At 72.7% G+C, this 19735-nt stretch carries 16 protein-coding genes; 11 read left to right on the forward strand and 5 right to left on the reverse strand.

Annotated features, from left to right (window positions below; all coding sequences use genetic code 11):
- Positions 1 to 3: 3 nt before the first annotated feature.
- The 4 genes from ACZ7L4_RS12180 to ACZ7L4_RS12195 are packed head-to-tail and all read right to left on the reverse strand — an operon-like array spanning position 4 to position 7887.
- Complete coding sequence (locus tag ACZ7L4_RS12180) at positions 4 to 2748, reverse strand: beta-ketoacyl synthase N-terminal-like domain-containing protein (RefSeq protein WP_472101622.1); 2745 nt, start codon at positions 2746 to 2748, stop codon at positions 4 to 6.
- Positions 2748 to 5852 carry a non-ribosomal peptide synthetase gene (locus ACZ7L4_RS12185; protein ID WP_472101623.1) on the reverse strand — a complete coding sequence of 1035 codons (3105 nt, stop codon included), beginning with the start codon at positions 5850 to 5852 and terminating at the stop codon, positions 2748 to 2750. Before ACZ7L4_RS12185 ends, ACZ7L4_RS12180 begins: the two co-directional genes overlap by 1 nt.
- 41 nt (positions 5853 to 5893) lie before the next feature.
- The gene (locus ACZ7L4_RS12190) at positions 5894 to 6670 is read right to left on the reverse strand and encodes an SDR family NAD(P)-dependent oxidoreductase (protein WP_472101624.1); all 777 of its coding nucleotides are present in this window, start codon (positions 6668 to 6670) and stop codon (positions 5894 to 5896) included.
- A gap of 29 nt (positions 6671 to 6699) precedes the next feature.
- Positions 6700 to 7887, reverse strand: coding sequence for an aminotransferase class I/II-fold pyridoxal phosphate-dependent enzyme (locus ACZ7L4_RS12195; protein ID WP_472101625.1), 1188 nt, complete (start codon positions 7885 to 7887; stop codon positions 6700 to 6702).
- A 664-nt stretch (positions 7888 to 8551) separates the two neighbouring features.
- Between ACZ7L4_RS12195 and ACZ7L4_RS12200 the strand changes: the two genes are divergently transcribed.
- Positions 8552 to 9055 carry an SRPBCC family protein gene (locus tag ACZ7L4_RS12200; RefSeq protein ID WP_472101626.1) on the forward strand — a complete coding sequence of 168 codons (504 nt, stop codon included), beginning with the start codon at positions 8552 to 8554 and terminating at the stop codon, positions 9053 to 9055.
- Between the two features lie 85 nt (positions 9056 to 9140).
- Positions 9141 to 10160, forward strand: coding sequence for a fatty acid desaturase family protein (locus tag ACZ7L4_RS12205; RefSeq protein ID WP_472101627.1), 1020 nt, complete (start codon positions 9141 to 9143; stop codon positions 10158 to 10160).
- Here ACZ7L4_RS12205 and ACZ7L4_RS12210 read toward each other — a convergent pair.
- On the reverse strand, positions 10120 to 10743 hold the full coding sequence (locus ACZ7L4_RS12210; protein ID WP_472101628.1) for a TetR/AcrR family transcriptional regulator: 624 nt from the start codon (positions 10741 to 10743) through the stop codon (positions 10120 to 10122). The genes ACZ7L4_RS12205 and ACZ7L4_RS12210 overlap by 41 nt on opposite strands.
- A 142-nt stretch (positions 10744 to 10885) precedes the next feature.
- On the opposite strand from ACZ7L4_RS12210, the gene ACZ7L4_RS12215 reads away from it, so the two are divergent.
- The 9 genes from ACZ7L4_RS12215 to ACZ7L4_RS12255 all read left to right on the forward strand — a co-directional run bounded on the left by ACZ7L4_RS12215 (position 10886) and on the right by ACZ7L4_RS12255 (position 19514).
- Positions 10886 to 11635, forward strand: a complete 750-nt coding sequence (locus ACZ7L4_RS12215; RefSeq protein WP_472101629.1) for a thioesterase II family protein — start codon at positions 10886 to 10888, stop codon at positions 11633 to 11635.
- Positions 11636 to 11704: 69 nt separating this feature from the next.
- Positions 11705 to 12943 carry an LLM class flavin-dependent oxidoreductase gene (locus tag ACZ7L4_RS12220; protein WP_472101630.1) on the forward strand — a complete coding sequence of 413 codons (1239 nt, stop codon included), beginning with the start codon at positions 11705 to 11707 and terminating at the stop codon, positions 12941 to 12943.
- Positions 12936 to 13922, forward strand: a complete 987-nt coding sequence (locus ACZ7L4_RS12225) for an LLM class flavin-dependent oxidoreductase (RefSeq protein ID WP_472101631.1) — start codon at positions 12936 to 12938, stop codon at positions 13920 to 13922. The genes ACZ7L4_RS12220 and ACZ7L4_RS12225 overlap by 8 nt, the downstream gene beginning before the upstream one ends.
- Before the next feature lie 29 nt (positions 13923 to 13951).
- A complete protein-coding gene (locus ACZ7L4_RS12230) occupies positions 13952 to 15352 on the forward strand; it encodes an ABC transporter permease (RefSeq protein ID WP_472101632.1) in 1401 nt (466 codons plus the stop codon).
- A 47-nt stretch (positions 15353 to 15399) separates the two neighbouring features.
- Positions 15400 to 15963: an NAD(P)H-dependent oxidoreductase gene (locus tag ACZ7L4_RS12235; RefSeq protein ID WP_472101633.1), complete on the forward strand. Its 564-nt coding sequence runs from the start codon at positions 15400 to 15402 to the stop codon at positions 15961 to 15963.
- A complete protein-coding gene (locus ACZ7L4_RS12240; protein WP_472101634.1) occupies positions 15960 to 16751 on the forward strand; it encodes an alpha/beta fold hydrolase in 792 nt (263 codons plus the stop codon). Before ACZ7L4_RS12235 ends, ACZ7L4_RS12240 begins: the two co-directional genes overlap by 4 nt.
- Positions 16752 to 16983: 232 nt before the next feature.
- Positions 16984 to 17352: a YrdB family protein gene (locus tag ACZ7L4_RS12245; RefSeq protein ID WP_472101635.1), complete on the forward strand. Its 369-nt coding sequence runs from the start codon at positions 16984 to 16986 to the stop codon at positions 17350 to 17352.
- 111 nt (positions 17353 to 17463) lie between these two features.
- Positions 17464 to 18735, forward strand: coding sequence for a VWA domain-containing protein (locus ACZ7L4_RS12250; RefSeq protein WP_472101636.1), 1272 nt, complete (start codon positions 17464 to 17466; stop codon positions 18733 to 18735).
- On the forward strand, positions 18735 to 19514 hold the full coding sequence (locus ACZ7L4_RS12255; protein WP_472101637.1) for a hypothetical protein: 780 nt from the start codon (positions 18735 to 18737) through the stop codon (positions 19512 to 19514). Before ACZ7L4_RS12250 ends, ACZ7L4_RS12255 begins: the two co-directional genes overlap by 1 nt.
- Positions 19515 to 19735 lie beyond the last annotated feature (221 nt).

The raw sequence follows: 19735 nt of genomic DNA on the forward strand, positions 1-19735 counted from the left end.
GCCTCACCGCTTTCCGTAGTGTGCGACGGCGTCGTCGAAGGCGGCCGCCAGGGCGGTGAGCCGCTCGCCCTCGTCGAACATCGTGAAGTGGTGCCCGGGGACCTTCTGCACGCGCAGCCGGCCGGTGATGTGGTCCTGCCACAGCGACTTGTCGCGGACGTTGATGTGCAGCGCGTCGAGCATCTCCTCCGGCTCGGGCTCCTCCGCCTGCACCAGCAGGATGTCGCCGTCGAAGAGACGGTCGGGGTAGTAGGACTTGAGCCAGTCGTGATTGGCCTGCCAGATCGACAGGAATCCCTCGTCGCGCAGCACGCCGACGTCGACGCCGCGCATCAGGGCGGTCTGGCGGGACAGCACGGAGAAGGCCGCGTCGAACTCCTCGGGGCTCAGCCGCCCGCCCACGTAGCTCTCGGGCACATGGCTGTCGAGCATCAGCAGCGGCTCGACCCGCTCGCCGGCCGCCTGGAGCTGCAGCGCCATCTCGAAGGCGACGTTGCCGCCGAAGGAGTAGCCGCCGAGCCGGTAGGGGCCGTGCGGCTGCTCGGCCCGTACCCGCTCCACGTAGCGGGCCGCCAACGCGCGCAGGGTCGCGGGCCGTTCGTCCGCCGCGCCCGGGAAGGACAGCGCGGTCAGCGGGATCGTGGAGCGGGTGTGCCGGGCGAGCGTGAAGTAGAGCAGGTTGGTGCCGCCGGCCGGGTGCACGAGGAACAGCGGGGTCTGCTCGCCGTCGCGGATCGTGACCAGCCCCCGCTCGGCCGGCGATCCGGCGTGCTCGGCGTACACCGCCTCGGCCATCCGCCGCGGCGTGCCCAGCGAGCCGAACGTGTCCAGCGGCAGGGCGACACCGAAGCGCGCCTGGAGGACGCTGGTGATCTCCACGGCGTGCAGGGAGTCGCCGCCGAGGTCGCGGTAGTCGTCGTCCGGGGCGATGCCCGGCACGCCCAGGTGCTCCTCCAGCACGGCGATGATCTGAGCCAGGACGTCGGTGCCGCTGCCGGCCCCGTCCCCGGTGGTGGCGGGGGCCGGCAGCGGGTCGCGCCGCGGCTGCCCGGTCGGCGGCCGCTCGTCGTGGACCGGCGCGGGGGTGTCCGCCTCGATCCAGTGGCGCAGGGGGTGCAGGGGGTGGCCCGGCAGGGAGATCTTGTGGGCGGTGGGCGGCGGGACGCTTTCGGGCAGCCGGCCGTTGGCACCCGAGGCGATCAACGAGGCGAGCCCGGAGCGCACTTCGGCCGGCGTCGTGGCGGTGAACCCGTGCAGCACCGCGTGCCGCATGCGGCCGGCGAACAGGGTGTGGGCCAGGTCGTCGAGGCGCGGCGCGGGGTGCGCGTCGAGGCGCTCGATGAGGTCTCCCGCGAGCTCGGCGAGGGCCTCCGGGGTACGGGCGGAGAGCACGATCGGGTACGCCGTGCCCGCATGCTCTGGCGGCGCCTGCGGGGCGTCGGGGGCCTGGACGAGGACGCAGTGGGCGTTGGTGCCGCCGATGCCGAAGGAGCTGACGGCGGCGGCGCGCAGCGGCTCGGCCTCGAAGGCGACCGCGGAGCGCGGTATCGCGTAGGGCAGCCGGTCCAGTTGGAGGAACGGGTTCGGCTCGCCGATGTTGATCTGCGGCGGCACCGTCTGGTGGTGCAGCACGAGCGTCGTCTTGATCAGGCCGGTGACGCCCGCCGCGGCGTCCAGGTGACCGAGGTTGGCCTTGAGGCTGCCGATCAGTGTGCCGTCGGCGGGCGTGCCGGCGGCGCGGTGGGCGGCGGCGAGCGAGGACAGCTCCAGCGGGTCGCCGACCGAGGTGCCGGTGCCGTGGGTCTCGATGTAGCCGATGTCGCCGACCGGGACGCCGGAGGCCGCGAGCGCCTTGCCGATCGCCGCCTGCTGGCCCGCGGTGCCCGGCGCGGTGAAACCGATCTTGGCGGAGCCGTCGTTGTTGAGGGCGCTGCCGCGGATGACGGCGTAGACGCGGTCGCCGTCGCGGCGGGCGTCGGCGAAGCGCTTGAGGACGACGACGCCGCAGCCGTTGCCCTTGACGGTGCCGGTCGACTCCGCGTCGAAGACCCGGCAGTGCCCGTCGCGCGAGAGGATGCCGCCCGCCTGGTGGTCGTGGCCCGCGGTCTGCGGGAAGGAGATGCTCACGCCCCCCGCAAGCGCCGCATCCACCTCGCCGTCGAGCAGGGCCCGGCAGGCCAGGTGCACCGCCACCAGGGAGCTGGAGCAGGCCGTCTGCACCGTCAGGGCGGGCCCGCTCAGGCCGAGCTTGTAGGCGACCCGGGTGGCCAGGAAGTCCTTGTCGTTGCCGAGCAGCACCGGGTACGTCAGGGCGTCGTCGGCGCTCTCCGCCGAGCCCAGCACGTGGCGCAGCAGATACGTGGACAGGCTGCCGGACGCGTACACCGCGACGTTCGCCCCGCCGCCGGTGACCAGGCCGGCGTCCTCGACGGCCTGCCAGGCGCAGGTCAGGAAGATGCGGTGCTGCGGGTCCATGAGGCGGGCGTCGCGCGGCGTGATGCCGAAGAACTCCGCGTCGAACAGGTCGGCGTCCGCGAGGTCGGCGCCGAAGGGCACATGGGTGGGCTCCGCCATGCGCGCGGCGTCGACCCCGGCGGCGGCCAGCTCCTCGGGGGAGAAGCGGCGCACGGCCTCGCGCCCTGCCAGGAGGAGCTCCCACAGCTCGGGCACGCTCGCGGCGCCCGGGAAGCGTCCGGCCATGCCGACGACGGCTATCGGTCCTGAGCGCGGATCAAGGTGTTCGGACATCAGTGGTTCCCCCGTATCGCGTCGATGTGCGCGGCGAGCCGCCGCGTCGTGGTGTGCGTGAAGAGCTCGATCATTGCCAGTTCTTCGACACCGAGCCGCTCCTGCAGGCGCCGGTGCACCTCGACGACGTGCATCGACGTGCCGCCGATGTCGAAGAAGTTGTCGTCCGGGCCGAACCGGGCCGCCGGCAGCACGGCCCGCCACACGGCCTCGACGGCGTCGGCCGTGGAGGCGGATCCTGCCTCCGCCGCACGCGGCTGCGGCACGGCGGCGGTCAACGGCGGCCAGGGCAGCGCCCGTTCGTCGGTCTTGCCGTTGACGGTCAGCGGCAGCGCGTCCACCCGCACCAGGTGCGAGGGCCGCATGTACGCGGGCAGCCGCTCCTGCAGCGCCGCGCGCACCGCCGCGTCGTCGGGCAGGTCGCGGCCGGCCAGGAAGGCCACGAGCGCGGGGTGTTCGGGGTCGCGCTCGTCGAGGCGCACCGCGCACTCGCGGACGCCCGGCAGGGACAGCAGCGCCGATTCGACCTCGCCCAACTCGATGCGGAAGCCGCGCAGTTGGACCTGCTGGTCGAGGCGTCCCAGATGGACCAGGGTGCCGTCGGGGCGTACGAGGCCGAGGTCGCCCGAGCGGTACACGGCCGCCCCGTCCTGGTGGGGGAAGCGCTCGGCGGTCAGTTCGGGGCGTCCCAGATAGCCGCGGGCGACCCCCGCACCGCCGACGATCATCTCGCCGGGGACCATCGGCGGGCACAGGTGCCCGTCGGCGTCGACCACCCGCACCGTGAGGTCGGACAGCGGCCGCCCGATGGCGGAGGCCCGCTCGTGCCGGGCGTCGTGCGCGGTGACCGGGTGGTGGGTGACATGGACGGTGGTCTCGGTGATGCCGTACATGTTGACCAGTTGGGCGCGCTCGCCCATGAGATCGAACCAGGGCTGCAGGGCGGCATGGCGCAGCGCCTCGCCGCCGAAGACGACGTAGCGCAGGTCGAGTGCGGCGCGGTCCTCGGGCCGCAGCACCTTGAGGAGCTGCCCGAACGCCGACGGCGTCTGGTTGAGGACGGTGACCCGTGCGCGGGCGAGGAAGTCCCGGAAGGCGTCGGGCGACTTGGCGACGGTCTCGGGGACGACGGCCAGGCGGCCGCCGTACAGCAGGGCGCCGAAGATCTCCCAGACCGAGAAGTCGAAGGCGTAGGAGTGGAACAGGCTCCACACGTCGTGCGGCCCGAAGGAGAAGTGTTCCTCGGCCGCGCGCAGCAGGCGCATCACATTGCGGTGGGTGACCTGGACGCCCTTGGGGCGGCCGGTGGAGCCGGAGGTGAAGATGACGTACGCGTCCGCGTCCGGGTCGGCCGGCGCCGCGGGCTGCGCGGTCACCGGGCCGGGGGCGAGCAGTTCCTGTGCGCTCAGGGCCCGGGCGGCGACGGCCTGCCAGCGCGCCTCGTCCTGCACGACGGGCAGCCCGTCGGGGAAGCTGTGCAGGATCTGCTCGATGCGTGCGGCGGGGGAGTTCGGGTCCAGCGGCACGTACGCCTTGCGGGCCTTGAGGACGCCGAGTATCGCGGCGACGAGCGTCGGGCCCCGGCGCATCGCGATGCCCACGTGCCGGCCGGGGACCTCGCGCACGAGCCGGGCGGCGATCCGTTCGGAGGCCTCCTCCAGTGCGGCGTAGGTGAGCCGTTCCCCGCCCAGGCTGACGGCGGTGCGGTCCGGATGCCGGCGCGCGACCTGCGTGAACCAGGCGTCCAGGGAGGGCTCCACCGGCAGGGCGGGGCGCGCGGTGTGCGGGTTGACCAGGCGGTCGAGGTCCGCGGTGGCCCCGGGATCCAGGGCGGGGATGTCGGTGAGGGGGATCGCCGGGTGGTCGTGGACGTGGTCGAGGACGGTGCGCAGCACGGCCAGCGGATCGGTGGCCCACTGCTCGTGCGAGCACTCGACGTTGACGGTGAACGTGGCGCCGAAGTCCTCCACGTTCATGGACAGCGGGTACTTGACCTGGCGCCGCGGCTGGACGATCCACTCGATGTCGCAGCCGGCCAGGCGCAGTTGCAGCGGCTCCTTGTAGTAGGTGAAGGCGCTGTCGGTGCCGAGGATCCCGCCGGCCGCCCGCGGGCACACCTCGCCGGCCGAGGCGGCGACGTCGAAGTTCTGGTGGCGCAGCATGCCCGTGGTCGTGGCCTGCACGGACCGGCACAGCTCGGCGAAGGTGTCGTGCTCGGTGAGGTCGACGGCGAGCGGCAGGGTGTTGACGAAGTATCCGTAGGCGCGGCGCTGGCGCAGGCCGCGGCGGCCCGCCAGGGGGAGTCCGGTGACCAGTTGGCGGCCGCCGGTGCAGCGGGAGTAGGTGACGAGGTAGGCCGCGAGAAAGTAGGAGAAGGGCGTGCAGCCGACCTCCTCGGCCTGTCGGCGGATGCGGTCGCTGGTGGCGGCGTCCAGGCGCAGGCGGCGCTCCTCGCCGAGCAGGCCCCCGTCGGGGGCGCGCCGGCCCTGCAGCCGGTCGTCGCCGAACGTGGTGAGGTGTGCGAGCTGCTTGCGGAAGAAGGAGACCGCTTCGGGGCGCGGCGGGGCCGGGACGACGAGGGCGGAGGGATCGTCCTGGGCGGCCGCGGACAGCTCGGCGCCCGGGTCGGCGTACAGGCGCTCGAGTTCCGCGACGAAGTTGAAGTACGAGTAGCCGTCCAGCACCAGGTGGGAGAAGAGCAGCGCCGCGTAGACGGCGTGGTCGTCCTGGTAGAGCGCGAAGTGGTACTGCTCGGGGGCGCTGGGCGGCAGCGGGGTGTCGGCGCGCTCGGCGAGGCGGCGGGCGACCTCCTCGCGGGCGTCCCCGGCCAGCCGGGTCAGGGGGATGTCCTGGGCGGTGGGTGCGGGCCGGGAGCGGTGCACGGCCAGGACCTCGCCGTCGCGCTGTTCGAAGGAGGTGTTCAGGGCGCGGATGCCGCGGCCGAGGCGGGCGAGCGCGCCGCGCAGCCGGCCGACGTCGATGTCGCCGGTGATCCGGTAGGCGCCGGAGAGGTTGAACGCGGCGTTGTTGGTGAAGAGCTGGGTGTGCGTGTGCAGCTTCAGCTGCGCCGGTGTGGCGGGCCGGGCCGAGAGGCACTCGGTCATGCGGGTCTGTCTCCGTCCGTCTCTTCGTGCGAAACGGCTCGTCAGTGAGCCGGCTTGCTGATGTCCCAGGCGGCGAGGCGGGAGAGGCCGCGGGGCAGGTGGCGCAGGCCCCAGGCGGCGATCTTGTAGCGGAGGCTGGGCACGCTGAGCACCCGGCCGGCCGCGAGGTCGTCCAGGGCGGTGCGGACCACGGCGTCCGCGTCGAGCCACAGCCAGTCCGGCGGGAAGGTGGTGGGGATGCCGGCGCGCTGGTGGAACTCCGTGCGCGTGTAGCCGGGCAGCAGCGCCGTCATCCGCACGCCGGCGCTCTTGACCTGGTGGGAGGCGGCGAGGGATTCGGTGAAGGCGATGATCCATGCCTTGCTCGCCGGGTAGGTCGAGCTGAGCCAGGCCGGGCCGAGGCCGGCGACGCTGGCGACGTTGAGGACGGCGCCCGCGCGGCGCTCGGTCATCGCGGCCAGGGCGGCGCTGGTGAGCCGCAGCACGGCGCGCACGTTGAGGTCGAGGAGGCGTTCCTCGGCCGCGATGCCGGTGTCGAGGAAGGGGCGTTCGTGGCCGATGCCGGCGTTGTTGACCAGTACGTCGATCGCGGGTTCCGCGCGCAGCCGGTCGGTGACCGCGGAGCAGCCCTCGTCGCTGGTGAGGTCGGCCGGGATCGTCTCGACGGTGGTTCCCTGCGCGCGCAGGTCCTCGGCGCGTTCCTTGAGGTCCGTCTCGGAGCGGGCGACGAGGACGAGATCGTAGCCCCGGGCCGCCAGTTGGCGGGCGAAGGCGCTGCCGAGTCCCGCGGTGGCGCCGGTGACAAGGGCGGTGGGCATGGCGTGACTCCCAATCGGGGCGGGCGGGTTCAGGCCGCCGCGGGAAGGGTGAGTATGCGGTCGCGGACGGCGGCGAAGCCGGCCACGGCCCGCTCCAGGTGCTCGGCCGTCTGCACGGCCGTGTAGCTGGTGCGCAGCCGGGGCGATGCCGCGGGCGGCAGGACGGCGTTGACGTACACCCCCTGGTCGATGAGGAGGTTCCAGGCGTGCAGGGTGGCCAGGTCGTCGCCGGTCTCCACCGGCACGATGGGGGTGGCGCTGGTGCCGACCTCGTAGCCGAGCGCGGTCAGTTCGCGGCGCATGTGGGCGGCGTTGTCGGCGACGGCGGTGCAGCGCCAGGGCTCGTCGCGCAGGATGCGCAGCGACTCCAGGGCGGCGGCCGTGTTGGCCGGGCTGGCGCTGGCGGAGAACATCAGGGCGCGCGCGTTGTGGCGCAGGTAGTCGATGACGTCCTCGTCGCCCAGGACGGCGCCGCCGATGGAGCCGAAGGCCTTGGAGAAGGTGAGCGTGATCAGCGGAACCTCGTCGGTCAGGCCGAAGTGCGAGCTGGTGCCGCGGCCCTTGTCCAGGACGCCGGCCCCGTGGGCGTCGTCGACGAGCAGGGTGGCCCCGAACTCGTCGCAGACGTGGGTGAGTTCGGGCAGCGGGCACAGGTCGCCCTCCATGCTGTACACGCCGTCGACGACGACGAGGACGCTGCCCCGGTGCCGGGTGCGGGCCAGCTTGTCGCGGAGGTCGGCGGTGTCGTTGTGCGCGAACCACTGGATCTTGGCGCGGCTCAGCCGGGCGGCGTCGATCAGGGAGGCGTGGGCCTCCTTGTCGATGAGGATCAGGTCGCCCGGCCCGCACAGTCCCGCGACGGCCGCGAGGTTGGCCTGGTAGCCGGTGGTGAGGACGAGGGCGGCGGGCTTGCCGAAGAACTCGGCGAGCTCCTGTTCCAGGCGGTCGTGCAGATCGAGGTTGCCGTTGAGGAACCGGGAGCCGGTGCAGCCGGCGCCGTAGCGGGCCGATGCCTGCGCGGCGGCCTCGATGACCCGCGCGTCGGTGCTCAGTCCCAGGTAGTCGTTGGAGCCGCACATGACGACCTCGCGGCCGTCGGTCATGCGGGCGACTCCCGCATCGCGCGCCTCGAAGTTGAGGAAGTAGGGGTAGAGGCCGGCGTTCCTGATGTCGCGCGCTCGGGTGTAGGCGGCGCATTTCTCGAGGAGGAGGCTCACTTGTCCACCTTTTCTGGGCCGTAAGAAGGCATGGAGGGGCGCGGTCGCGAACACTGCATTTCCATCTCGTGGGCGACCGCACGGAGAATGCTGGACACGGTCGTCAGCTCCGGGAACGGGGCGTGGGTCGTTTCCGGAGAGGAGTTCGGGAATTCTTCTCGATCGCGTTCCGCGCACGTGACGCGGAATTCGTTCATCGGCCGGTTCGGTCCCAGCTGTTCCAGAGCAGCTGAAGAACGGACGCGACGTCGCAGATCGCGTTTCCGACCGCGTGCGCGATCTTGTTCATGTGGTCCCCCTGGCTCGGTCACGGGGGGACAGGCCACGGGTCGACACGCGTCGACCCGGACGCGCCACCCCCGTGAGCGCGTATCCGATGTCCGTGAAGGGCCAGGCGAGAGCCCGTCCGTCAACGCTGACGGGCGGGGTGGGCCGGCCCTGAGAGACGGGCCGCCGAAGAGGGCCCGCCGTCGGCTAGAACGATCCGACTCGTTCTAAGCTACGGTCGCGACCGGATTACGTCAAGTGACATCTTCGTTAATGATTCGAGCTTCAATTAGTCGGGAAAATGGGAATGGAGCACTCCGTTTCGGCCATTGCGAAACGGTGTCGGATCTGGTTAGAGTCCGCCCGGTCCCGCCGGGCCGTGACTTCTCTGGAATAAGTGTCTGAACTCGTCTCGGAGGGCCTGTTGAAGCGTCGGTGGAAGGTTCAGGAGAGCATCGTTGTCGAAGCCTCCGCGGAAGAACTGTATGCGGCTCTCTCCCATGTTCGGAACATGGGGAAATGGAGCCCGGAATGCTTCCTCGTGTGGCATCGCGGCAGGACGGCCCGGGAGGGCTCCCGGTTCGTGGGCTTCAACCGCAAGGGCCCCTGGGTGTGGTTCACGAACTGCAGGGTGACCGTCGCCGACGCACCCCACGAATTCGCCTTCCTCGTCCGGACGTTCGGCCTGCCGGTCGCCCTGTGGGGCTACCGCCTGGAGCGGGAGGGTGACGCGACCCGCGTCACCGAGTACTGGCAGGACCTGCGCACCGGCCCCGGCGCGCGGCTCACGGAACTGCTCGGCCGCGCGTTCACCGGCACGCGCCCCGACGACCGCGCGGACGCCAACAGCGCCGGCATGCGCGCCACGCTGCAACGGCTCAGCCGGGACATCGCCGCCTGAGTGACCGGCCCGATCGGCGATACGGCCATCGGTACGGCCTCGGCGCACCCATCGACACGCAGACCGACCGAGAGGCAGTGCGGGCATGCACCCCACGACGGACACGCGATCCTTCGCACCGCTCCAGCAACGCATCCGCGACCAGGGCCTGTTGGCGCCCCGGCGCGGCTACTACGCCGCCAAGTTCGCCACGAACACGGCCCTGCTGGCCGGCTCCTGGATCCTGTTCGTGCTGGTCGGCGACTCCTGGTGGCTGCCGGCCTGCGCCGTCCTGCTCGCCTTCGCCTACGGCCAGACCGGGCTGCTCGGCCACGACCTGGGCCACGCGCAGGTCACGCACCGCCGCCGCGTCATGGAGACCCTCGGGCTGCTGCACGGCAACCTCGCCCTCGGCTTCAGCTACGGCTGGTGGATGAGCCACCACACCCGCCATCACAACCACCCCAACCACCTCGACCTCGACCCGGACGTGCTGCGCCGCGTGGTCGCCTTCTCGCCGCGGCAGGCCGAGGGGGCCTCCCGGCTGCGCATGTTCGTGATCCACCATCAGGCCCGGCTGTTCTTCCCGCTGTTGTGCCTGGAGGCGCTCGGCCTGCGGGTCGGCTCGGTCGTGGCCATCCGGCGCGGGGTGGTGCGCCGCCCGCGCCTGGAGCTCGCCCTGCTCGTCGTGCACGCGATCGGGTACACGGCGGTGGTCTTCACCGTCCTGCCCCCGCTGCCCGGCGTGCTGTTCGTACTCGTGCACCAGGCGTTGTTCGGCGTCTATCTGGGCTGTGTCTTCGCCCCCAATCACAAGGGCATGCCGGTGCACGAGGGCGAGGAGCCGGACTGGCTCAGCCGTCAGGTGCTGACCTCGCGCAACATCCGCAGCTCCCGCCTGCACGACTTCCTCTACGGCGGCCTCAACTACCAGATCGAGCACCATCTGTTCCCCACCATGCCGCGCCCGCACCTGCGGCGCTGCCGCCCGCTGGTGAAGGCGTACTGCGCGGAGGTCGGCCTCCCGTACTACGAGGTGGGTGCCGCACGGTCCTACGCCGAGGTGCTGCGCCACCTCGACGGTGTCACCCGCGCCGTCGCCCGGGCCGGGGTCGCGCCGCGCTGATCCCGTCGGCGAGCAGCGCGACCAGCTGCCCGGTGAAGTCCTCGGAGGCCGGGGCGCGCCGCACCAGCACCCGGATCCACAGGGCGCCGGCCAGCGCGTCGACCAGCAGGGCCGGATCGAAGTCGGACGCCAGCTCGCCCCGCTCGACGGCCCGGGTGAACAGCGGCTGGTGGCGACCGAGGCGGTCCTCGAGGAACGACGTCACCAGTTCCCGCATGGCCGGGTGGTGTGCGGCGCCCACCAGGGCGGCCTCCACCACCGTGCGCGTCTCCGGCCCGGCGAGCAACCCCTGGATCTGGGCGGCCAGCTCGGTCAGGTCGCCGGTGAGGCTTCCGGTGTCCGGCAGGTCGATCGCGAGCGTGCCGGAGTGCAGCAGGGCGTCGCGCAGCAGCTCGGACTTGGACGGCCACCAGCGGTAGACGGTGGTCTTGTTGACGCCCGAGCGCTGGGCGACGCCCTCGACGGTGAAGGCGTCGTAGCCCTGGTCGGCGAGGAGCTCCAGGCTCGCGGCGAAGATCTCCTCCTTGCGGCGGGGTCCGCCGCGCTCGCCGGTCCGCCTCTGCATCGTGCCGCTGTCCGTCACTGCCGCCTCCGTACCGGCCTCCGTGAGGCCAACGCAACGTTGTGTTGCACTAACCCTAGCCGAGCCCTAGGATTGCAACGCACCGTTGCGTTGCGTTTGTGTCCGTCCCGGTGCACTCGGCTCAGCGTTCAGGGGGAACCGCATGGACCCGACCGTCCGACTCGTCTGCCTGCCCTGTGCGGGAGGTGGCGCCGACGCCTACCGGCCCTGGCTCTCCGGCCTGCCCGCAGGCATCGAGGCGCTCGCGCCCGAACTGCCCGGGCACGGCCGCCGGCTGACGGAACAGCCCCTGGAGCGCGCCGAGCACGTCGTCGCGGAGCTGCTTCCCCGCCTCGGCGACCCCACGGTTCCCCTGGTGCTGTTCGGACACAGCATGGGCGGCCTGCTGGCCTACGAGCTCTGCGCCGAGCTGTGCCGGCGCGGCACCCCGCCGCACGCGCTCGTCGTCTCCGCGATGGCGCCACCCGACCGGCTCGACGCCGACGCCGACCACGCCCTGGCCGAGAACCCCGAGGCGCTGCTCGCCCACGTGGCACGCCTGGGCTCCACGCCCGCACCCGTGCTGAACCACCCGGAGATGCGCCGGCTGGTGCTGCGCCCGCTCCAGGCGGACTTCCGACTGCTGGCGCACGCCCGCAGGGCGGACGTGCCCGCCGTCCCCGTCCCCCTGTACGCCCTTGCCGGGGATCGCGACCCCGTCCATCCGCCGGACGAGGTCGCCCACTGGGAGCGCCACGCCCCTCGATGGCAGGGCCTCACCGTGCTGCCGGGCGACCATTTCTTCCCGTGGCAGAGCGAGACCGTGCCCGGCCTCCTGCGTCGCCTCGCGTGCGCGGTGGCCGAGGACGCCGCGCCACCCGGCCTGACGGCCGGCTCGCCCGGGCGAGGCTGACCCGCCGCACAGGAGACACCATCCACCACCCGTACACGACGACACGTACAAGACGAGGGGACCACTGCCATGCTGCACGCGCCGCCCGGCCGTCTGGCGCTGGGTGTACTGCTGCACGGATCCGGCGGCCACTGGGCCGGCTGGCGCCACCCGCAGGCCAACGCCTCCGGCCAACTCGACTACCCGTTCCACGAGTTGCTCGCCATGGAGCTGGAACGCGGCCGCATCGACGCCGTCTTCCGCCCGGATCTGCTGGCCCCCTGGGGCGCCGGGCAGGGCCTCGACCGCTCCGCCCGCGCGGACCACTTCGAGCCCATGACCCTGCTGGCCGGGCTGTCCGGAGCCACCGAACACATCGGGTTCGTCGCGACCGGCTCGACCACCTATTGGGAGCCGTACCAGCTGGCCCGCCGCTTCGCGTCCCTCGACGTGCTGTCCTCGGGGCGCGCCGGCTGGAACATCGTGACCTCCGTCCTGCCGCAGGAGGCCGCCAACTTCGGCCGCCGCCCGCTCACCCACGACCTGCGCTACCAGCGGGCCGCCGCCGTCGTCGACGAGGTCAGGCAGCTGTGGGACGCCGCCCACCACGGCGGCGGGCCCGGCATCGCGCCGCCCCCGCAGGGCCACCCCGTGCTCTTCCAGGCCGGCGCCTCCACCGCGGGCAGGGCCTTCGCCGCCCGCTACGCCGACGTCGTCTTCACCGACCAGCGCGACCTGCCCGGAGCCCGCCATTTCTACGCCGAGGTCAAGGACGGCGTCCGCGCCGCGGGCCGGCGCCCCGAACACGTACAGATCTGGCCGACGCTGTGGCCGATGGTCGCCGCGAGTGCGGCGGAGGCCCAGGAGAAGCTGCGGACCCTGCGCGGCCTGGTCCACCAGGACGTCGCGCTGCAGTGGCTGCGCGAGAACCTCGGGATCGACCTGTCCGGACACGACCTGGACGGGCCGCTCCCCGACATCCCGCCCACCGATCGCAGCGAGAGCAGGCGCGACCTGCTGATCGGGATGGCGCGGCAGCGGGACCTGACGATCCGCGGCCTGGCCGAGCACTTCCTGACCGGGCAGATCGTCGCCGGCACACCCGCGCACATCGCCGACCACATGCAGCAGTGGTACGAGGAGCGGGCCGCCGACGGATTCATGATCTCGTTTCCCTACCTGCCAGGACCGCTCGTCGACTTCGTCGACCACGTCGTCCCCGAACTGTGGCGCCGCGGACTCTTCCCCAACTCCTACGAGGGCGGGGGCCTGCGCCGCAACCTCGGCCTGCCGGAGCACGCGCTCGCCGCGGGAGGCGCACATGTGTGACCAACACCCCGCTCCGATACGGCTGTTCGCGGCGCTGCCCGCCACCGTGGCGGCGCCCGTCCGGAGCAAGCCCGCACGAACGGGCCTGCAGGCACTGGCGGACGCCGCGGTCACCGCCGACCGCGCTGGACTCGACGCCCTCGTCGTCCGCCGCGGCGACCCGGCGGACCCGGCCACCGTCGAACCCGCCGGAGTGCTCGCCGTCGTCGCCGCCCGCACCGTCGCGCTCGGTCTGGTCGCCGAGGCCTCCACGGCGTACTACGAGCCGTTCCACCTGGCCCGCGAACTCGCGACGCTCGACATCCTGTCCGCCGGACGCGCCGGCCTCCTCCTCGACCCGCGGGCGAACCCGGCGGAACAGTGGGCCGGACTCGCCCCGCACGAGGAGGCAGGAGACGACGGGGGAACCGGGGCCGAACAGGCACGCGCCGAGGAGTACCTCACCGTCCTGACGGGCCTGTGGGACAGCTTCGACGACGACGCCTTCGTCCACGACCGCGCGAGCGGCCGCTACTTCCGGCCCGAGGCCGTGCACCCCCTCGACCACCACGGCACGCACTACCGGGTCGCGGGCCCCCTCAACATCGCCCGCCCGCCCCAGGGTCACCCCGTGCTGCTGACCGCCTGGACCCCGTCGGCCGGGACGCACGCCGACTATCACGTGGCGGCAGAGGAGGGTGGCACCCATGTGCCACGCCTGACGCCGGTGACACTGCCCGCGACGGGCTCCGCTGCCGCCGCGGAGGAGAACGCGGACCTGCTGGAGAAGACCATCCGCACCGAGCAGCCGCACGGACTGCTCCTGGACCTTCCCGCGGGGCCGGCCTCACTGGAGGTCTTCGCCCGCCTGACCCTGCCCCTGCTGCGCGAGCGCGGGCTCCTGCCGCCCCCGGCGGACCGCAAGGCGCACACCCTGCGCCGGCGCCTGGGACTCGTACGTCCGGTGGACCGGGCCACGGCGGCGGGAGGCCCGCGATGACGCACCCGATGACGAAAGGCGACACCGACATGCGAGCCGGCACCGTCTGGAAGCAGCCGCGCACCTGGCTGGTCGCGGTGGTGGGCTGTCTGCTCGCCGCCCTGAGCACCATCAGCTACCTGGGCCCGGCGAGCGACCCGGAGGGGCAGCTGCACCGGCTGCCCCTGGTCCTCCTCTCCGAGGACGAGGGCGCGAGGACCGCCGACGGCACGACCGTGAACCTCGGCGCGCAACTGGTCCGCGGCATCACCCGGGCCGCGGCCGATGACGACCGGGTCCGGTGGACCGTCGTGACCGAACGGGCCGACGCCGAAAGGGCGTTGGACAAGCAGGACGCGTACGCCGTGCTCGCCCTGCCCCCGAACTTCACGGCCAGCTCGCTGTCCCTGCTGGCCGTCGGACCGTCCGCCCGGCGCCCATCGGTGACCGTCCTCAGCCACCAGGGCGTGGGAGGCATGGCCGCGTCGATGGCGGACAAGGCGGCACGTCGCACCGCCGCGGCGGCCTCCGAACAGCTCGGGGAGCGCCTCATCGCCCAGGCCAAGGCGGCCGACAAGGCGGCGACCGAGGCAGCCGCCAAGGCCGCGGCAGCCGCCGGGCCCACCGCGGCGGGCACCCCCGAGCGGGCCCGGACACAGCCGGCACACGCCGGCGCCGGCTTCCTCGCCCTGCTGCGCGACCCGCTCCGGATCACGGCCGAACAGCAGCCCAAGGACACCGGTTCGGCTCCCTCCGGCGGCACGGTGCCGCTGTACCTGGCCGTCGCGCTGCTCATCTCCGGGCTGCTGCCCGCGTCGCTGCTCACCATGTTCGTCGACGCCCGGCTCGGCTACCTCCCACTGGAGATCGGCCCGCGCCGACTGCTGCTGCCCGTGGTCCGGATCGCCCGCTCCTCGACGTTCCTCGCCAAGGCGGTCATCGGCGCCGTCATGGGGTTCGCCGCGGGGGCGGTGGTCGCGGAAGTCGGCCGGGCCGGCACCGACCTGTCCCCGCAGGCCCCCGGCCTGCTGGTGGTGTTCTGCGGCGCGGTCTGCGCCGCGGTCACCCTGCTCACCCTCGCGCTGTTCGCCGTGTTCGGTGCTCCCGGCCAGGTCGTGGCTCTGCTCGTGGTCACCCTGGTCGGTATCCCGCTGTCGGGCGGTGCCATCCCGCCCGAGGCCCTGCCCGCACACCTGGACACGCTCGGCAGCCTCCTGCCCGCTCGCCACGCGGTCGAAGGCATCCGCACCCTGCTGTTCTTCGGCAGCGACACCCCGCAGCTGACCACCGCATGGCTCGTCACCGGCGCCTACGCGCTCGGCGCCGTGGCACTGGGCCTGCTGGGATCGCACTTCTACGACCGACGCGGCTACGACCGCGCCCAGGCCCACGAGTTGACACCACCGCCCCACTCGCAGCCCGCCCCCGCCGGAGCCGGCGCGGCGATCTGAGACCCCACACACCACATCCACCGTCCCTCGTGAGGTGACGACCCGCCATGGCCACGTTCCTGACCGTCTCCGGCAGCCCCTCGCCGGACTCCACCACCGAGCACGTCCTGTTCACGCACGTCGTCCCGCGCCTGAGAGAGGACGACCACGCGATCCGGCACCTCGCCGTGCGCGAGCTGCCCGCCGAGGCGCTGCTGCACGGGGACGCCGGCCACCCCCGGCTTGTCGCCGCCGCGGCCCAACTGGCCGCCGCCGACGGCCTCGTGATCGCCACCCCCGTCTACAAGGCCTCGTACTCCGGCCTGCTCAAGGCATTCCTCGACGTGCTGCCCCGCCGGGCCCTCGCGGGCAAGGCCGTGCTTCCCGTGGTGACCGGGCACATGGCCAGCCACGGCACGCTGGTGCACCAGGCCCTGCGCACCGTGTTCGTCGCCATGGACGCGGCCGTCGTGACACCCGGCTGCTTCCTCACCGGGCAGGCGGCACGCTCACTGCACCGGCCCCAATACGCGGGCGCCCGCGCGACGTTGGACCGGACGACGGCGCTGCTGCGGGGCGTCACGGCCCGGCCCGGCGGGACGCCGCTCACCGGACCGCGGAGCGCGGCATGACGCGGCGGGGGCTGCGGGTGTTCGGGAGCGACGGGGCGGCCGCCGCGGTGGTGCTCGTGCACGGCATCCGCCTGTCCTCCTCCATGTGGACCCCACTGGCCGAGCGACTCGCACCCGACGTCAGGGTGAGCACCCCGGACCTGCCCGGCCACGGGGCGTTCCGCGACGGGCGGTTCACCCTCGCCTCGGCGGTCGAGGCGCTCGGCGCGGCCGTCGCCGAGGCGCACACCGCGACCGGCCGGAGGCCGCTGGTCGTCGGCATGTCCCTGGGAGGCTACGTGGCCATGGCCCACGCGGCCGCCCGCCCGCAGCACGTACGCGGGCTGCTGCTCTGCGGCTCCACCGCGCAACCCCACGGCTGGAAGGCGCTCGCCTACTCCGCCGCCGCCCGCATCGACGCGCGCCGCACCGAGGAACGCAGCGACGCGGCCAACGCACGCCTCTTCCGCCGCCACACCGCCCCCGAGTGCGCCGAGGCGGTCCTCGCCGGCGGCTTCGCCCGGCACGCCTTCGGCGAGGCCGTCCAGGAACTGCGCCGCGTCGACTTCCTGAGCCTGGCCGGACGCCTGCGCACACCGACCCAGTTCGTCAACGGAAACCGCGACCTCCTCTTCCGCCAGGACGAACGCGCCTTCCTACGAGCCGTCCGCCGCACCGGCACCCCGGCCCACCTGACCCATGTCCCCGGCACCCACCTCTTCCCCTTGCAGGACCCGGACGCGTTCGCCGGGTTGATCCGGTGTGTGTATGCGGGGCGCTTCGAGAGGGAGGGGCGGGGTGGGACGTAGCGGGGTCTGGGGAGGGGGATTCGGGGCAGCCAGTACGGGACCACGCCTGGGATTCCTGCCAGCGCATTACCGGATGGAGCGCCGTGCCGGCGGCGACGCACTGCGAACGGAGCTCCGTAGCCGCGCATCGGCGGCACGGCTCCCGCCGTCGCGGTCCTCGCCTACGAGGCCGTCGTTCGAGACCGCGCCGATCGGAGTGGACCCTTCCGTGCACACGCATGAAAGTGGCCCCATGACTACTCCGATGCCGTCGGCCGTCCGTGCCTTCTTCCTCGTCAATGAGGGAATTGCCTTCCTGCTGGAGGTGCTGACGCTCGGGTTGTTGGCCTGGTGGGGCTTCACCCGCAACGTCGGGTGGGCGGGATCCCTCGCTCTTGCCGTGGCCGCGCCGCTCGGCGCTGCCGTGCTCTGGGCGATGTTCGCGGCGCCGAAAGCACGGTTCGCGATACCGTATGCCGCCCAACTCGGCGCGAGGGCCGTGGTGTTCGGTGCCGCCGCATTGGCCCTGATTGCGCTCGGGCAGCGGCTTCCGTCCCTCTGGTTCACCGTGGCCGTCGTCCTCAACACCGCCCTGGCCTCGTATTACCGCACGCGTTCTTGAGGTATTGCCGGCCGCTGGCAGTTCTGGCTCTCCGCCCGGCTGCACAGGTCGGTGATGGATGGCTGCACGCTCGTTTTGGTCTTCTCCCCTCAAGATCCATAAGATCCGCCGATGATCATCAAACAACGGCTGGCGGCGGGCCTGTGTGCTCTGGTCGCCGCCCTCGCCGTCGGCGGCCTGCCGCCCACCCAGGCGTACGCCGATGGAGCCGACGAAAGACCCGCGCCCCAGGTCGAACTCGTCCTGGACGCAAGCGGATCCATGCGCGCCCGCGACATCGACGGCGGCTCCAGGATGGCCGCGGCGAAGCAGGCGTTCAACGAGGTGCTCGACGCGACGCCCGACGAGGTGGAGCTCGGGATCAGGACGCTCGGGGCCAACTACCCCGGCGACGACCGGAAAACGGGCTGCAAGGACACCGAGCGGCTCTACCCGGTCGGCCCGTTGGACCGTACCGAGGCCAAGACGGCCGTGGCCACGCTGCAGCCCACCGGTTGGACGCCGATCGGTCCCGCCCTGCTCAAGTCCGCCGACGACTTCACGTCCGGCGACGGCGCCAAGCGCATCGTCCTCATCAGTGACGGCGAGGACACCTGTCAGCCGCTCGACCCCTGCGAGGTGGCCCGCGAGATAGCCGCCAAGGGCATCGGCCTGACCATCGACACCCTCGGGCTCGTCGCCGACGCGAAGACGCGCGAGCAGCTGTCCTGCATCGCGGACGCGACCGGCGGCACCTACACCGCCGTGCACCACAAGAACCAACTCTCCGACAAGGTCGGCCAATTGGTCGACCGGGCGGCCGATCCGGTGGCCACACCCGTGGCTGTCGACGGCGCCGCCCAGTGCGCCGACGCGCCGCAGCTCAAGGCCGGCCTCTACACCGACCGCGAGAAGTTCGGCGAACACCGCTTCTACCGCGTCGACGTCGAACCGGGGCAGGAGCTGCGCGCCTCGGTGAGCGTCGCGGCCGACCGTGCGGTCAACCAGGACTACGGGGTGCTTCTGCGCGCAGTCACCACACGCGGCCGGGAGATCGTGCGTGGGCAGGAGGCGGGTGACGGGCGCACCGACGTCCTTTCGACAGGCCTGCGTTACCCGAAGCCCGAGCAGGACGACGACACGGACGAGACTCAGGCGGAGTCGGTCTGCCTCCAGGTCTCGAACTCCTTCTCCGCGCCCGCCTCGGTGAAGACGACGCCCGGCCTGCCGGTCGAGCTGACGGTCGACCTGGTGGACGGCCCGGACCAGGCGTCCGACGTGGCCGCGTTCGGGCTCGGCAACGGCTGGTGGCTGCTGGCCGCCCTGCTGGTGGTCGGCTTCCTCGCAGGTGTGATCTGGGGCTGGCTCTCGCGCTGGCGTGTCGCTGTTTGGAGGACGAACTGATGCAGTTCGCAACGCAGTTGGGATGTACGAGACGGCTGGCCGGCGGTCTCCTGGGCGCCGCTGCCGCACTGCTGGCGCTGGCCGGACCCGCCACCGCGGACGAGGGCGACGACGCCGCCCAGAAGGCCCCGACCGAGGCAGGTACATCGTTCCGCACGGCGGCGCAGACGCAGCAGGACCAGAAGGCGACGGCGAGCGCGTCGACGGGCGACTACCTGTACTGGTCGTTCCCGGCCGACGCCGGTCAGCGCCCGACGGTGAAGGCGACCGTCGAGCTGCCCGAACCGAAGACCCGGCACGGCGCGCAGACCTGGCGCATCGACGTCTACGACGGGCTGCGGCGCCGCCAGCCCTGCCAGTACGGCATGCAGGCACGCGCCGTCGAGGCCGGGGCGAACCGCGTGGAACTCGCCTGCACGCTGCGCACGGTGCATGCCTCGGCGGACGCCTGGAGCAACGACCCACTGCCCGGCACCTACTACGTCCGCCTCACGACGACCTCGCTCGCCGACGCCGACCTGGGCCGGCCGGTGACGGCGTCGATGGAGGCCCACTCGAAGGACATGGGCGGCGCCGCGGCGGTCGACGGTAGCCTGTCCACCCCGCTGGTCCCGGGCACGACCACCTCCGCCGAGCAGGCCGCACCGGCGGACGGCTGGTCCTCGACCTGGTGGACGAGCCGCTGGCTGTGGACGGCGGCGGGCGCGGTGCTCGCGGCGCTGGCGGGCATCGGAGGCTACGCGCTGACCCGAGGGGGAGGCCGTCCGGCGGGGGTCTGACAGGCGGCGGAAGCCGCGTGCGGCCGGAGGGTAGCGCCGTCGATTTCCGGTCCAGAACGAATGCGGACCGGAAATCGCGGCAAGCCGGCCGGGGCCGATCCACATCGAGTCCTCAATGCCGACGCGGACGTGGGGCCCATGGTGGTGAAGGGCATTGGTTGCGCGCCCGGCGCCGAGGGGCGACCACGCGCCCCGGCTCCGCGGCGATGCCTCTGCCCAAG

This window comes from Streptomyces sp. NPDC107575 (genome assembly GCF_055657265.1).